We start from the raw sequence: 15198 nt of genomic DNA, 5'->3' as shown, positions 1-15198 counted from the left end.
ACCGTAATTAATCAATTATGAAAAAAGAAGTACTCCTGTTTATCTGCTGTTTTCTTTGTCTCTATGCTGCTGCCCAGAAGCAAAATGCGAGTTATCGATATAATATAAAGAAGGCCACTTCACCAATTGTGATAGATGGGTCGATTGATGAGCAAACCTGGACAGAAGCAGAAGTTGCCAAAGATTTCTTTATGATTTTACCCATGGACACCAGTTTCGCTAAGCAGCAAACAGAGGTTCGTATGACCTACGATGAACATAATATTTATATAATTGCTATAAACCACGATAGAGTGCCCGGGCCGAATGTTGTTGAATCTCTTAAGCGCGATTTCTCATTTTTGAAGAATGACCTGTTTCAGGTTTTTTTTGATCCTTTTGATAGTCGCACAGATGGCTTTTCTTTTGGAGTGAATGCTGCCGGGGCACAAATGGATGCTGCACAATCTAACGGTGGTAGAGAAGATATGAGCTGGGATAATAAGTGGACATCGACTGTAACGAAATATTCTGACCGCTGGGTTTTCGAAGCTGCAATTCCATTTACAAGTATCCGCTATGCAAAAGACAGTAAGGAGTGGGGGATTAACTTTGCGCGTAACGATGTTAAAACAAATGAAAAATCAAGTTGGGGCCCGATCCCTCGCCAGTTCCCGGCAAATTCACTAGCTTATACGGGTGTACTTGTATGGGATCAGGCACCTCCCTCTGCAGGTACCAATATTTCCATTATTCCCTATGTTTTAGGAGGAGTTTCAAAGGACTATGAAAATGGTACTTCTACACATTATCGTAAAGATATAGGAGGTGATGCAAAAATTGCCATTACCTCATCGCTTAATCTGGATCTTACCGTAAACCCCGATTTCTCACAGGTTGATGTGGATGAACAAGTGGTTAATCTAGACCGGTTTGAACTATTCTTGCCAGAAAAACGGCAGTTCTTTTTAGAGAACGGTGACCTGTTTTCCAATTTCGGATATGAAGACCTTCGTCCGTTCTTTTCAAGACGGATTGGCTTAAATGCGCCAATTCGGTATGGAGCGAGATTGTCTGGTAAGCTCGATAAGAACTGGCGAATAGGTTTAATGAATATCCAGACCGGCGATGTACGGGAGGATGACGTTTCTGCTCAGAACTATGGGGTGCTTACCCTTCAAAGAAGAGTGTTTTCACGTTCGAACATCTCCTTAATGGTTATCAATAAACAGGCAACCAATCCTCTTTCAACAGACATGTCAGATCGTTATAACCGGAATATAGGATTGGAGTATAATCTTGCCAGTTCTAATAACTTATGGAATGGGAAGGCATTGGTAATGCAGTCTTTTTCACCCGATGATAATAATGGACTGGTACAAGCTGCCCATCTGGAATATAAGAGCAAAGCATGGAACTTTTTTCTGGAGGAGCAATACGTAGGTCAGAATTACATATCTGAAGTCGGCTTTATCCCTCGAAACGGGTATATTAAGATTAATCCAAGAGCTGGTTATCTGATGTTCCCGACAGAAGGTAAGATATTAAGCCACGGGATTCGTTTCTCATCTGATCAGTTCTTTGATACAAAAATGAATTCCACAGATAATCAATCTCGCTTAGCTTATGAGTTTAATTTCCGTGATCAAAGTGTTTTGGAAATGGACATTGAACATAACTATGTAGAGCTATTGCACCCCTTCGATCCTACTAACAGCGGAAAAGGTTTCCTGACAACAGGCACTAAGCACCGGTGGAGTGCTTTTGAAGTGGAGTATGAATCTAGCCCAACGAAAGTATTTACCTATGCACTCGAGGCATCCTATGGAGGTTATTACGCCGACGGAACACGAACAAGTATATCCTCAGAAATGGGATATCGCTTTCAGCCTTATGTACTAATCGGATTGAAAACTTCGTTTAACGACTTGCGATTACCAGATCCTTTCGGACATACATCTTTTTGGCTTGCTGGTCCGCGGGTTGATGTTTCCTTTACCAATACACTTTATCTAACAGCATTTGCACAGTATAACCAACAACGCGATAACATGAACCTGAATACCCGTTTGCAATGGCGTTACAAACCTGCTTCCGATCTCTTTATTGTGTACGGTGATAACTACGATCCTACATCTTCATTTAATGTTAAAAACCGACAACTGGTCGTAAAATGGACTTATTGGTGGAACCTGTAAGTAAGAGTTTTACAAATACCAAACTGGTCTATTCTTCGCATTTTAATTGAAAAGCTTTACCCATAACAGGTAAAGTTTTTTTGTGTACCTTCTTTTCCTCATATGGGGATTTCATAGGGACATTCAAGGGACATTGTTCGGACTTCCTAGGGGCCAATGCCTTGAATGTCCCTTGAACGTCCGAAGAACATATTTAGAATGTTCGAGGGGAATATAAAGGAGGTGCGATTGGTTGTTTTATCGTATTTATAGAAAGCAGAAAACAATCACTATCTTAGGTTGAGAATTAAATTTGGTTATATCCTATAAATCTGTACATTATGAAATTAAATCTAAGAGGAAGGCCGGTATTGATGCTGGCATTGATGCTTTCCGTTTCGTTAACGGCAAACGCGCAATCTACGTCCGCGCTTAACGGATCCTGGCAATCACAAGAGGGTGATACCAAAACGGTTCTGCTGTTTCAAGATAATTATTTTACGCAGAGTGTATTTACTCCCAATGAGTTTATTATGACTTTCGGAGGTCCGTATTCGGTAGAGAATAATACAATTAAAATTCATGTTGAGTTCAATTCAGCAAATGCAGAAGAGGTTGGAAAGCAATTAGCATCAAACTATTCTATTAATGGTAATAGCCTTCAGCTTGCTTTGAATAATAAGTCAGTAAGTTTACAGCGTACAGGCGATGGAAGTGCTCCTTTAGATGGAGTATGGCAGATAACGGGTAGAATGCAAGAGGGTAAAGTAGCTCCGATTCATCAAACGGGTACGCGTAAAACATTGAAGATGTTAACGGGTGGTCGTTTCCAATGGTTCGCAATCGATCCAGCTACTAAGATGTTTTCAGGAACCGGTGGAGGAACGTACAGCTTTGTTAATGGCAAATACACTGAAAATATTGAATTATTTTCAAGAGATAATAAGCGTGTAGGAGCAAGCCTTAGTTTCGATGGGAAACTTGAAAACGGTGAATGGCATCATAGCGGATTAAGCTCTGCAGGCGCTAGTATCTACGAGGTATGGGGCCGGGTTGAGTAAATTCTTTTGATAATTAATCCTATAATGCAGAAGAAATAAACAGCTGCTGCGCCAATAACGTTAAGCCACAGGAAGGAAATAATATCCAGACTGTAAACAATAATTACAGTTAATTCTGCTAGAATAGCAGCTACAAAAACATTAGGGCCTTCGACCTTCTTAAAGTAGAAGGCCACTAGAAATATTCCTAAGATAGGGCCATAGAAAAGAGAGCCGAGAATATTGACAGCCTCAATCAATGATCCCATCTGGGTGGCAAACATGGCTACGCCTATGGAGAAAATAGTCCAGACGAGTGTATGCAGGCGACTATAAATCAGTTGCTTTTTGTCTTCATGCTCTCCTTTGTAAAAGCTTAGCTGGATATCTTTATAGGATGATGTTGCCAGCGAGCTTAGGGCAGCTGCAATGGAGCCCCAAGAGGCCATAAAGATAACCGCAAAGAGCAGTCCGATCATACCCGTTGGCAGGATATTCTGGACAAAATAGAGGAAAATATAATTGGTGTCTGTTTTCTCGATACTGATTTTCTTTTCATTAATGGTGGTTTCAACCTGTCCATGTAATTCCTTAATCTTTTGTTGGTTCAATTTGTATTCCTGAACGGTATTGTTGAGGGCATCTGAACCATTATCGCGTTCTGCCAGAAGCTGATTGGAGAGGGCAATTTGTTTATCCTGCAGGATATTATGCTCAGCAGTAAAATCGGAAGCAATTTGAGGATAGTTGTTTTCAAGTAAATTAAAGGAGCGTTCGTTGAAATAGACCGGTGCAGGTTTTAAAGCAAAGAATGCGAACAGGAGGGCTCCAATCAATAGGATGCTGAATTGTAGCGGTATCTTCACTAAGCCGTTTAAGAGTAAACCGATCCTGCCCGTTCGGGTGTTTTTTGCAGATATATAGCGACCAACCTGGCTTTGATCGGTTCCGAAATAGGAAAGGGCAAGGAAGAATCCGCCAATTATTCCGCTCCAGATATTATAACGATCGTTTAAGTCGAATTCTGTTGTAATTACATTAAGCTTTCCTGATTTCCCGGCGATAAATAAAGCATCGCTGAAAGATACATTTCCAGGGAGGTTTTGGATTAATAGAAATCCGGCGAAAGCCATGGTTCCTAAAATAATCAGGAACTGTAGCTTTTGGGTATGAGCTACTGCTTTAGCACCTCCGGTATAGGTATAGATCAGCAGTAGTCCTCCGGTAAGAATATTTGTTAAATAGATATTCCAGTCCAGAATAGTTGATAGAATGATGCTGGGTGCATAGATGCTTATACCGGTTGACAACCCTCTGGAAAGCAGGAAAAAGAAGGAGGTAAGGACACGGGTTTTCTGATCGAATCGCTGTTCCAGAAATTCATATGCGGTATAGACTTTTAGCCGTTGAAATATGGGTATAAAGGTGATGGAAATGACGATCATGGCCAGGGGTAAGCCGAAATAATATTGCACGAAACGCATTCCATCTGTATAGGCTTGTCCGGGTGCAGAAAGAAAAGTGATTGCACTTGCCTGAGTTGCCATAATACCCAGCATAACGATATACCAGGGCATTTGCTGACTTGCTAGCAGGTAAGTATGTGCGTTTTTCTGTCCGCGCCCCTTGAATATTCCATATATGATGGTTCCAACTAAGGTTGCACAAAGAACAATCCAGTCCAGATTACTCATTCCCAATATTTAGTAAAGAAATAATACAATATAATTTGTGCAACTAATGCTATAAATAACAGAAAGTACCATAGATTCCAACTTCCATAATTCTTCTTTCTCATTATTTACCAATTGAAAGCATGTTAAAGAATAGCTTGGTTGCACCCTGATTGCCAATGGTTAGTTGTCTGAAAAAAGCCAACGGAGTATATATAAAGTAACCTTTTCCATATTGAGCATAGATGGTTCCCCCTTCAAGTGGTTCCTCTCCCGTATCATTCATTTTGAATAGTGGGGTATAATGTTCATCCCAGGTGTTTAGAAAATATAGACCTCTTTCTTGAATCCATCCTTGAAAATCTGTTTGGGTGATTTTGTTTGGCGTGTTTAAAAGCGGACTTGCTGGAGCAAGGAATTCAACGGGTGAATTTTCTTCGGTTACCCGGTTTCTTCCAATGGTGAAAGGATAGGGGCCGATGTTGGTGGTCGACATATCTTGCAGGGTATTGAACTGCATAATTACTGTTCCGCCGTTTTGAATGTATTGATTGAGAACAGGCATCCATTGCGGCATTCTTCTTTCTACGTTTATAGCTCGGATACCTGCTATAATGGCATCAAAATCTGCAAGTTTTCCAACATTAGCGAAGTCGCTTTCTTGTAGCATCGTAACCTCAATTCCTGCTATGCGTAAGAAATCGGGAATGATATCTCCAGCTCCTTGAATATAGCCAATTTTATGGGCCTTCACCTGTATGTCTCCATTAACAAGCAATGTGTTTGCCTGGCTGAAGTACTGTAAGGTTGGTATATGGTTATAGCGAATAATGTGTTTGTCTTTGGTATAGGATTTATTTCCAACCTGTAAAACAGCTTCCAAAGAAGGATTAACCGTGGTGGATTTGTGGCTTATTTCGTTTGGATTGATTTGGATCTGTATGGTCGTGTCCGAATTGGCTCTTAAATGAATGTTGTTTAAAGTAGATAAAAGTTGATTGCCACTTTTAATGTTTAAGCTGGCATTGTTAATGTCTTTTTCAGAATGAAGAATAACTTTTATGTTAGGATCTGTATTCTGGAAATATAATGCTTGCGAAAATTTAATGTTTACTGCAGGTATAATCCTTAGCGGCTCTACTAAATCACCTTTAATAGGGTCTAACTTTTTGTATGAGAAAGGCACGTTAAGTTTAAACGATTCATCACCAATAAGCAGTGATAGCTGTGCATTTAAGGAAGATGGCGCCAATGGTAAACCTATAAGGGAGTCGACCTGGACGTCGTATTGTGCGGCATTTTTGAAAGGGTGTTTTAGCCAGTAAGGTTCAGAGATTTCGCTGTTTTCCGGAATCTGTACCTCGTAGCTAAAACTAGTTAACGAATCAGGGAATAATTTTTTATCCACCTGTTCTATATGATTGGGATACTGTATTTTTTGGATGATTACCGGACTTTCTGATCTGCTGATTACATTCAGTTGGAAGTCTTGTTTATCACCTGCTACAGCTTCCGGTACTTTTGTTACCATTTCTGCCATGAAGCCAGAGGCACTCAGTATAATTTTATCGAGCGCAAGTAATTTTTCTTCTTTAAGCTTTTTATCGTCAATGCTATGGATGAGTTTTCTTAGTGCTAATAGTTGCGGAAGGCTTTGACCTGGTTTTCTGAAATCATATTGTGCAATCAGCTTGTCGAGCGCATGATCGATTTCAGGCTTTTGTATGTCTGTCCAGCTTGTTTTAATACCATCGAACAGGGAGGTTTTAATAGGATCACCCAATACCGGTACGAAGTATTCGGTCCGGATACCGGCGACAGATGCGGTGCCGGCCCCTTGACTTTGATGCATACTCCTGCTTAATCCGGCCAGTTCGCCATAGCCCATTCCTAATCCTGGATCGTATTGTCCGATTGTAATTTTAAACTGATCTTCGCTGGTGGTATTTTCACTTCCAAATCGGAATGTGTTTCCTACAAGTCTTTTTGCTTGCCATACATCTACTTTTTTTAGTTGTTCAGGGTAGCGGTTTTTATCGGCTGCAGCTTTAAAAGCTTCTTCAGCCAAGATCGCAGAAGACCAATGCTGGCCGTGGCCGGCAGCTGCAGTTGGTGGAAATCGGGTAATAATAATATCCGGACGAAAGTTTCTGATTACCCATACGATATCTGCAGTAATATTATCAGCATTCCATTGTTTAAAGGTGTCGTCCGGGTTTTTGGAGAAGCCAAAGTCGATAGCCGTTGAAAAGAATTGCTTGGCACCATCAACTTTCCGAGCTTCCAGCAGTTCATAAGTTCTGATCAGACCCAGTGCCGGACCTTGTTCACTGCCAATCAGGTTTTGTCCGCCATCTCCTCTGGTTAGCGATAGATAGGCAGTATTGATATGTTGTTCATTAACCAACCAGGCTAGTAATCCGGTGTTTTCATCATCCGGGTGTGCTGCTAGATAGAGCACTCTCGGTAGCTTTTTCAGCATGTTAATTTCCTTATAAATACCATCGGATGTTGCAGGGCGAATTTGTTGAGAAAACGCACTAAAAGAATATAATACAGATAGTATAAGGAGGAAATACTTCATATTGGTTATAATTAATTTGTTAAAAATAGGTAATTGCAGAGGTAATCCAAATCATTCTCTTAAATAGCTGTGTAACAAAATTGTATATAAAAAAAGCAGGCTGCCTCATTGAGACAGCCTGCTTTTCACCGTATTAAAATTCTTTTTTAGAATGCGAAGCGGATGGATAATCCGAATCCTTCTGCATCAAAACCTGTATCCGGAGTAAGTTCAATTGCTGGTTTCCAATCCAATGAAACATTGATAGGTACCCCGGTAAATTTATAATCTAGACCTAACACACCGTCAAGACTTAATGCAACATCAGAGTTATCAGAGATTTTATTATTGTAAACACCAATACCACCCCCAACACCGTAGTACCATTTAAGGCCGGGTGCGTTATTTATTGGATTGTGGAATTCATATAAACCAATAACACGAAATGTAGAATAAACATCTTTTTTGCTTCTGAAGTTTACAATAAAGTCCAACGCACGGTCATTGTCAACAAAATGTTTAAAGGTTATACCATTCGCAACTCCGAACCTACCACCAATTGCATTTCGGTATTCAGTGCCTAATTCTTGAGCCTGAGCTTGTTGTTGAGATAGACCGAAGACTCCGATCGTCAAAAAAAGTAAAAATAATTTCTTCATGTTTGATTTTAATTTAATAATGCAGTGTATACTCCAAATTTAATGCCAAGCATCAAGAAACACTGATTTGTCTTTGAATTTTGTGGATATTTTGTTTTGGAGCAAGCTTTGTTTAAATAAATTATTAAATTGGGGTAGGTAGTTTAACCGTGCTAAATTTTCTAAAATGGCTGAAATAAAAAGAGTATTCGATTTGCTGAAAAATTATAAAAAGCATTTTTCAAAAGAGGTTATGGTTGCCGGAAAGTTGGATGGGAAGTGGCAAACTTATAGTACAGAAGACTTTATACATCGGGTTAATGATTTGAGCAGAGCTATCGCTTTTAAAGGAATTGTAAAAGGTGATAAAGTTGCATTGATGTCTGCTAATCGGCCGGAGTGGAATTTTTGTGATTTTGGTGTTATGCAGTTGGGAGCAGCCATTGTTCCATTGTATCCAACTTTAGCAGAGCAGGATTTACAGCATATTTTGAAGGATGCCGAAGTGAAGATGATTTTTGTATCAAATACTGAACTGTATGCAAAGCTTAGAGTTGCTCTAGATGCTACTTCATTGGATATTCCTGTCTATTCTTTTGACAGAATTGAAGGGGTGGATTGCTGGCTCGATTTGCTGGAAGAAGGAAAATTAAGCGGTGTAGATCTGGATGAATGCAGAGCTGAAGTTTCAGAAGATGACCTGTTAACTTTGATATATACATCGGGCACAACGGGTAAACCTAAAGGTGTTTGTTTGAGCCATCTGAATTTGATGAGCAATATAACCGCTTGCCAATCTCTCTTCCCTTCAGAATACAAAACGGCTGTGAGTTTTCTTCCTCTTTCACATGTTTTTGAAAGAATGGTGGTTTACATCTACTTCTCTCTGGGGATATCTGTTTATTATGCAGAGAGCATGGATACCATCATAAAGGATATTAATGAGGTTAAACCGAATGGTTTTACAACGGTTCCCCGGGTTTTAGAGAAAGTGTATGATGCAATCGTTGCTAAAGGAAAAGCGCTAAAAGGTATTAAAAAAGCAATCTTCTTTTGGGCTTTGGATTTGGGGTTGAGGTATCAGGAGCCTCTCAAAAACGGTGCGATCTATAATTTACAATTGAAAATAGCCAGAAAGCTGGTGTTTGTTAAATGGCAGGAGGCTTTGGGTGGAAATATTGTTGCATTGATATCAGGAGGTGCTGCTTTGCAGGAACGTTTGGCTCGGGTTTTCTGGGCTGCAGGTATACCGGTTTTAGAGGGTTATGGACTTACCGAAACTTCGCCTGTAATTGCAGTGAATGGAACCAGAGATGATGAGATCAGGTTTGGTTCCGTTGGAAAGGTGCTCCCCAATGTGGAGGTGAAGATTGCTGAAGATGGTGAAATCTTGTGTAAGGGCCCGAGTATTTTTAAAAGTTATTATAAAAATGAACAGGCTACTTCGGATGTGTTGGATGAGGATGGCTTTATGCATACAGGTGACATTGGTGAACTTAGTAAGGATGGCTTTTTGAAGATAACCGATCGCAAAAAGGAAATGTTTAAAACGTCTGGCGGGAAGTTTATTGCACCCCAGGTATTGGAAAATAAGTTTATGGAATCGCTCTTGATTGCTCAGGTGATGGTGATAGGAGAAGGCAGACGTTTTCCGTCAGCACTGATTGTGCCTGCGTTTGAGCAATTAAAATCCTGGTGTAAGACAAAGGGCATTGAATGGACCAGCAAGGAGGAGGTTATTAAATTACCGGCAGTTATTGATAAATATCAGCGCGAGATCGATCGTTTAAATATTGACTTTGGCCATTGGGAACAGATTAAGAAATTTATTCTTTTGCCAAAAGAATGGACAATAGATGCCGGCGAATTAACACCTAAGCTTAGCTTAAAGCGAAAGGTTATTTTGACAAATCATGCCCAAGATATCGACGCGCTTTATTCAGACGGAGGAACTAGCTAGCTGTTTCTTCGATTCTCTTTTCTTTTTTAGTTACCATAATTAACAGTAGAGAACCCATTATAGCGGATAGAAGTGACCCGATTAAGATGGAAAACTTTGCTTCGGACATCAGATGTGCTGAATTTGAGAAGGAAAGGAGGGATATGAAAATAGACATGGTAAAACCAATACCTGCTATCATTCCTACACCTAAAATATGAATCCAGTGGGCCCGGTCAGGCATTTTGCTAATGCCGAATTTAATGGCAATCCAGGATGCTAAAAATATACCAACTGGTTTACCAATAAATAAGCCTAAAATAATCCCGAAACCTAATGGAGTGAAGAGTCCTTCAACCATTCCGCTTTCGAAGGTTATGTTGGTATTAGCTAAGGCGAAGATGGGGATGATGATAAAGTTTACCGGATTAATTAAGATATGTTCTAATTTTTCTAACGGAGACTCTTTCGCATCAGGTGTAGTTGGTAAGGTAAAGGCTGTGATTACTCCGGCAATGGTTGCATGAATCCCTGAATGATGTATAAAATACCAGATAAAAGCTCCTGGAATCAGATAAAATGCAAGGTTCTTTACTCCGAGACGATTGAAGATAATTAGCAGTACAACAAATCCTGCCGCATATAAAAGGTAAGTATATTCTAAAGAGGTTGAATAGAAGGTAGCAATTACCAGAATTGCCATTAAATCATCAACGATTGCTAAAGCTGCTAAAAATATTTTTAAAGAAACGGGAACATTTTTCCCCAACATGGTGATGATTGCTACAGCAAAGGCTATATCTGTAGCCATTGGAATGGCCCAGCCTGCATCTGTTTCTAAGCCGATATTAAATGAGTGGTAAATTAAAGCAGGGACGATTACTCCGCCAAGAGCTGCTAGTATGGGAAGAGACGCTTGTTTAATAGAAGATAGTTCACCTTCAACCAGTTCGCGTTTTATTTCCAAACCTACCAGTAGGAAGAAAATTGCCATTAAGCCATCGTTGATCCAGGATGCGATACTGTATTCTAAATCGACACTATCCGTTTTGAAACCGATAACTTTATCCAGTAAAGCGGCAAAAGCAGGACCTAGAGGAGAGTTAGCAATAATTAAAGAAACTACTACACAAATGATTAAGATTATTCCGCCGGAAGTTTCAGACTTTAGAAAATTTCTAAAGCTATTCAGGTTGATAGGATTCGTCATGTTGCAAAAATATAAATATAAAGCAACCTTTATTGATTTATTAGCAGAAAAACAGGCTGTGCTTTTTAATTCAATAATTTATTTATATTTTCCATCTCACCGAATATGACCAATAAATCATTGGCTTCCAGTCTGGTTCCGGAGGTGGCAATACCCGATGCTTCTTTAATGGTTTTCTTAACGCCTTTGGATTCTACTTCGTTTGTTTTAATGGTTGTTAGTATAATGACTTTAAATTCATTGGTGAAATTGGCTTCCGCCAATGTTTTACCTACATATTGTTCGGGTACTTTAGTTTCGATAATGCTGTAGTTTTCTGATATTTTAAAGGAGTCTACAATGTTGAGATTCACCAATCGGACTGCTAAGCGTTCGGCGGATTCCTCTTCAGGCATAATAAATTCATCGATTTTCATTGCTTCTAAAACAGTTTTTTGTAAATCGGAAACTGCACGTGTTAAGATCCTTTTAATATCAAATTGCTTTAAAACGGCTGTAGTCATTAAAGAAGCAGCTTCATCTTCTCCAATGGCTACGATTACTGCATTAGCATCTTTTAAAGGAAGTGAACCTACAGCATCCCGATCTGTAGCGTTTAAACAAACGGTATGGGTGATCTTATCTTTAAACTTCTCTACCTTCTTCATATCGTTATCGATACCAATGACCTCATGCCCAAGTTCTGTTAAGCGTATTGCGAGTGCTTTTCCAAAATGCCCTAATCCAAAAACGATGAATTTCATATCTAATAGATTTAATTATTTTATAGCTGTACCGTATCAGATGGATAACGATAGGCTTTTATTTTGGTATTTTTAACAAATGCGATTAATAGTGTTAGTGCGCCGATTCGGCCGATAAACATAGCGAATACCAGAATGATTTTCCCACTTTCAGAGAGATCCGGAGTTATGCCCAGACTTAAACCGCTAATTGCAAAGGCAGACAGGCTTTCGAATGCCAAAGCTCTGAAATCTTTCTCGCTATCGGTAATGGATAGCAAAAACAGGACAGTACCTACAACCATAAAAGATAGGATGATTACTGCCAGGGCGCGTATACTTGTGTCTTTTGTTATCCGGCGTTTAAAAAGCTCCAGGTTTTCCTTACCTCTCGCAATGCTGAAAATGTTTAGAAAGGAAATAGCGAAAGTCGTGGTTTTTATACCGCCTCCATTCGATCCTGGCGAAGCACCCACCCACATCAGAAAAAACATAAGTAAAATTGACGGGGAGGCCAGGCTTTGTATATTGACGGTGGAAAAACCTGCTGAACGGGGTGTTGCGCTTAGAAAAAAGGAAGTTACTAATTTTCCCCATAAGCTTTTATGCTCTTGAAGGCTGTTATTATATTCTAGAATAAAGAATAAAATGGTAGCTCCTGTTAACAGAAAGGCCGTTGCATACAGGATTATTCTTGAGGTAAATGTAAGCTCTTGCGCTAAGAATTTAATGGGTTCATTGTATCTGACTTTACGATAGAGGCCTATTATTCGTCTTTTAAAGTAGGCATAGGTGTTTGCCATGATATTAAATCCCAATCCGCCAAATATAATCAGTACAGCAATGATCAGATGAACGTTGTAATTAAAACGAAGAACAGGATTATAGAGGCCGTCGTGGATGGTTGAGAAACCCGCATTACAAAAAGCGGATATGGCATGAAAAATTGAAAAATAAACCCGCTCACCATATGAGCTAAATCCACTTGCGGGCAGGTTGAAGAATATAAATACTGCACCAACTGCCTCAAATAGTAAGGTGATGAATACAATTTTGGATAATGTTTTTATAACGGATCCGATCTTATCTTCGCTTAATAGTTCGGTGTACATTAATTGGTTTTTATATGAAAAACCACCGGTAAAAAAGTATCCGAAAAAACCTGTAAAGGTCATAATACCCAATCCGCCTAATTGAATTAGAACGAGAATAACCGTTTGTCCGAAATGCGTGAATTTGATTGAAACATCGAAAACAGTTAATCCGGTTACACATACTGCACTGGTAGCTGTAAAGAGGGCATTTACAAAGCTGAGGTTTGAGTCTGTAGTTGAATTGGGCAGAGCAAGCAGTAGGGTGCCAATGAGAATAAGCATAAGAAAGCTTAAAACGAAGAGTATGGTGGGGTTAAAATAGAAGTCATCAAAGAAGAGGCTGACTTTTGATACCGCGATTAGTAAGGTAGCAAAGATTCCGAAGTATATCCATTCCGATTGTATGAAACTTAGGTGGCCGACTACCAGTTGAAATACATTGGCGAAAATGATAAATGCAAAATAAAGAGAGAGGAGGATTTCTCCGTATTGAATTAATTTTCGCTTTTTAACAAAGAATAGAACAAGGACAAGTCTGGCTATATGTAAAATTCCGATAAGGAGAAAGGTATAACGGAGAAGATGATCTGTTAGTAGAATAACATCTATATCTGTGTTGTAGCCCAGGTTTAATAAGATGGCTATTGAGCAGGCTAAACTTAAATACAATAAACACTGGTCTGTTGTTTTTAGGATTTGTGTTAGATTGTTTTTTATGTTTTTAACCATATTATTTTAACCTTTTTCTATTTATGGCCTTATTTGCTCTTTTATGGGCAATCTTTATTTTGTGCTTAAACCAGTGTTGTTTAAATATCCTGCGCATTGCATTGTCAAAATACCGGATAAAAACAAGGTTTCTGAAACCCCGCCAGCGATTGATGGGTTTGGTTGGTAAAGCTCTGACGCTGATAGAGAAGCCTTCAGTTACATATTGTATGAAATGCCAATATCCTGATGGCATAAACAAGGTTTCGCCGGGTTTTATTTCTGCTTCAAGACCCTGAATGTTTTTTAAAGCCGGGAATTGTTTATAATCGGGTTCTTTTAAATTAGCAAGACTGTGAAAGCTAAAAGGTATTTTATATAGATTGGTAGATTGATCGAGTGGAAATAGCCATATTCTTTTTATCCCTTTATATTGTGAAATAAAAACATGGGACATATCGATATCATAATGGTTACGTGTGCTTGAGCCCTCTCCTCCAAAGAAAAGGTAGGGAAGCCATTTTAGGATCTTTCCATTTGTTACATCGTTATAGATGATATCATTGTTGAGTTCAGGCTTGAGTTTCAGTAAATTGAACAGGAAGATACGGAGGTCTGTTGGTTCCTTTTCGATTAGATCTAGGTATTCTGCGAATTTCATTTTTGCTACCGGTGCACTCGCGACCCGGTCGCGTGAGGTTTCTTCTTTGCCATAAAGAGAGATAACCTGATCACCGGCTATTTCTTTAAAATAGTCGTAGTTCCACTTGCGTAATGCCGGACTGTCTTTATGAATAAAGTCAGTAAGAATAACAGGTTTCCCCGGATTTAGATAGTTAGCAATAAATTCCTCACTGCTAATTCCCGATACCCTTTCAACTTTTTTTAATTGCACAATGTAATTCAGTTTAATGCCATTAACAAAAATAGATAATCTAATTAAGATTTCTTTGCATATTATAGCTATAAAACATAGATTTGTTATGCAAGCATAATAAATCTAGTTGAATGGCAAAGGACAATACGATTGATTATTATTTAAAAACAGCCTGGCAGTCGGTAGCAAACTCTTATAATCAAGCTGCATCCAAGGTGGGATTAACACAGGCTTCGGGTTATGTTTTAATCAATATTCATAAAGAAGGTACTGCAGTTTCACAGATAGCCAGTTTATTGGGGGTTCGATCTACGAGTTTATCAAGAATGTTAAGTGCTATGGAAAAACAGGGTTTGATTTATCGGGAAGCGAGTGAGCTTGATAAGCGTTCTGTAAAGGTGTTTTTAACACCTTTGGGTTTAGAGAAAAGGGAAATGGCAAAAGATATTGTGCGCGATTTTAATAATTACCTGATAGCTCATATGTCAGAAAGTGAACGATTGAAGCTAGCGAGCTCGCTTATTAAGATCAATCAATTATCGCAAAGGTTTTTACAGGATCATATTAAAGAGTCATAA

Annotated in this window: 11 protein-coding genes; 4 read left to right on the top strand and 7 right to left on the bottom strand. The window is 39.1% G+C overall.

Going from position 1 to position 15198, the window contains the following annotated elements:
* Positions 1 to 17: 17 nt before the first annotated feature.
* Positions 18 to 2177: a DUF5916 domain-containing protein gene (locus VL047_RS08890; RefSeq protein WP_325359788.1), complete on the top strand. Its 2160-nt coding sequence runs from the start codon at positions 18 to 20 to the stop codon at positions 2175 to 2177.
* 320 nt (positions 2178 to 2497) lie between these two features.
* Positions 2498 to 3217 (top strand): hypothetical protein, encoded by a 720-nt coding sequence (locus VL047_RS08885; protein ID WP_325359786.1) that lies wholly within the window; start codon positions 2498 to 2500, stop codon positions 3215 to 3217.
* On the opposite strand, the gene VL047_RS08880 is transcribed toward VL047_RS08885, so the two are convergent.
* The 3 genes from VL047_RS08880 to VL047_RS08870 all read right to left on the bottom strand — a co-directional run bounded on the left by VL047_RS08880 (position 3190) and on the right by VL047_RS08870 (position 8091).
* Positions 3190 to 4890 (bottom strand): sodium:solute symporter, encoded by a 1701-nt coding sequence (locus tag VL047_RS08880; protein WP_325359785.1) that lies wholly within the window; start codon positions 4888 to 4890, stop codon positions 3190 to 3192. The two genes, VL047_RS08885 and VL047_RS08880, sit on opposite strands and share 28 nt — an antisense overlap.
* A gap of 103 nt (positions 4891 to 4993) precedes the next feature.
* Positions 4994 to 7453, bottom strand: coding sequence for a PIG-L family deacetylase (locus tag VL047_RS08875; protein WP_325359783.1), 2460 nt, complete (start codon positions 7451 to 7453; stop codon positions 4994 to 4996).
* A gap of 146 nt (positions 7454 to 7599) precedes the next feature.
* Positions 7600 to 8091, bottom strand: a complete 492-nt coding sequence (locus tag VL047_RS08870; RefSeq protein ID WP_325359781.1) for a hypothetical protein — start codon at positions 8089 to 8091, stop codon at positions 7600 to 7602.
* Between the two features lie 166 nt (positions 8092 to 8257).
* On the opposite strand from VL047_RS08870, the gene VL047_RS08865 reads away from it, so the two are divergent.
* Positions 8258 to 10030: a long-chain fatty acid--CoA ligase gene (locus VL047_RS08865; RefSeq protein WP_325359780.1), complete on the top strand. Its 1773-nt coding sequence runs from the start codon at positions 8258 to 8260 to the stop codon at positions 10028 to 10030.
* Here VL047_RS08865 and nhaA read toward each other — a convergent pair.
* From nhaA to VL047_RS08845, 4 genes are all read right to left on the bottom strand, one after another.
* Positions 10023 to 11219 (bottom strand): Na+/H+ antiporter NhaA, encoded by a 1197-nt coding sequence (gene nhaA / locus VL047_RS08860; RefSeq protein WP_325359778.1) that lies wholly within the window; start codon positions 11217 to 11219, stop codon positions 10023 to 10025. The genes VL047_RS08865 and nhaA overlap by 8 nt on opposite strands.
* A 65-nt stretch (positions 11220 to 11284) precedes the next feature.
* Positions 11285 to 11962, bottom strand: a complete 678-nt coding sequence (locus VL047_RS08855; RefSeq protein WP_325359776.1) for a TrkA family potassium uptake protein — start codon at positions 11960 to 11962, stop codon at positions 11285 to 11287.
* A 20-nt stretch (positions 11963 to 11982) separates the two neighbouring features.
* A complete protein-coding gene (locus tag VL047_RS08850) occupies positions 11983 to 13764 on the bottom strand; it encodes a TrkH family potassium uptake protein (protein WP_325359774.1) in 1782 nt (593 codons plus the stop codon).
* A 1-nt stretch (position 13765) separates the two neighbouring features.
* Complete coding sequence (locus VL047_RS08845; RefSeq protein ID WP_325359772.1) at positions 13766 to 14638, bottom strand: cupin-like domain-containing protein; 873 nt, start codon at positions 14636 to 14638, stop codon at positions 13766 to 13768.
* A gap of 113 nt (positions 14639 to 14751) precedes the next feature.
* Between VL047_RS08845 and VL047_RS08840 the strand changes: the two genes are divergently transcribed.
* Positions 14752 to 15198 (top strand): MarR family winged helix-turn-helix transcriptional regulator, encoded by a 447-nt coding sequence (locus tag VL047_RS08840; RefSeq protein WP_325359770.1) that lies wholly within the window; start codon positions 14752 to 14754, stop codon positions 15196 to 15198.

This window comes from Albibacterium sp. (assembly GCF_035514885.1).
Taxonomy (GTDB): domain Bacteria; phylum Bacteroidota; class Bacteroidia; order Sphingobacteriales; family Sphingobacteriaceae; genus Albibacterium.
This window is presented reverse-complemented; position numbering and strand designations above follow the sequence as displayed.

What these genes read in the sequence shown, in the direction of transcription:
- VL047_RS08890 (WP_325359788.1), top strand. Translation starts at nt 18, where the DNA reads ATGAAAAAAGAAGTACTCCTGTTTATCTGCTGTTTTCTTTGTCTCTAT.
- VL047_RS08885 (WP_325359786.1), top strand. Translation starts at nt 2,498, where the DNA reads ATGAAATTAAATCTAAGAGGAAGGCCGGTATTGATGCTGGCATTGATG.
- VL047_RS08880 (WP_325359785.1), bottom strand. Translation starts at nt 4,890, where the DNA reads ATGAGTAATCTGGACTGGATTGTTCTTTGTGCAACCTTAGTTGGAACC.
- VL047_RS08875 (WP_325359783.1), bottom strand. Translation starts at nt 7,453, where the DNA reads ATGAAGTATTTCCTCCTTATACTATCTGTATTATATTCTTTTAGTGCG.
- VL047_RS08870 (WP_325359781.1), bottom strand. Translation starts at nt 8,091, where the DNA reads ATGAAGAAATTATTTTTACTTTTTTTGACGATCGGAGTCTTCGGTCTA.
- VL047_RS08865 (WP_325359780.1), top strand. Translation starts at nt 8,258, where the DNA reads ATGGCTGAAATAAAAAGAGTATTCGATTTGCTGAAAAATTATAAAAAG.
- nhaA (WP_325359778.1), bottom strand. Translation starts at nt 11,219, where the DNA reads ATGACGAATCCTATCAACCTGAATAGCTTTAGAAATTTTCTAAAGTCT.
- VL047_RS08855 (WP_325359776.1), bottom strand. Translation starts at nt 11,962, where the DNA reads ATGAAATTCATCGTTTTTGGATTAGGGCATTTTGGAAAAGCACTCGCA.
- VL047_RS08850 (WP_325359774.1), bottom strand. Translation starts at nt 13,764, where the DNA reads ATGGTTAAAAACATAAAAAACAATCTAACACAAATCCTAAAAACAACA.
- VL047_RS08840 (WP_325359770.1), top strand. Translation starts at nt 14,752, where the DNA reads ATGGCAAAGGACAATACGATTGATTATTATTTAAAAACAGCCTGGCAG.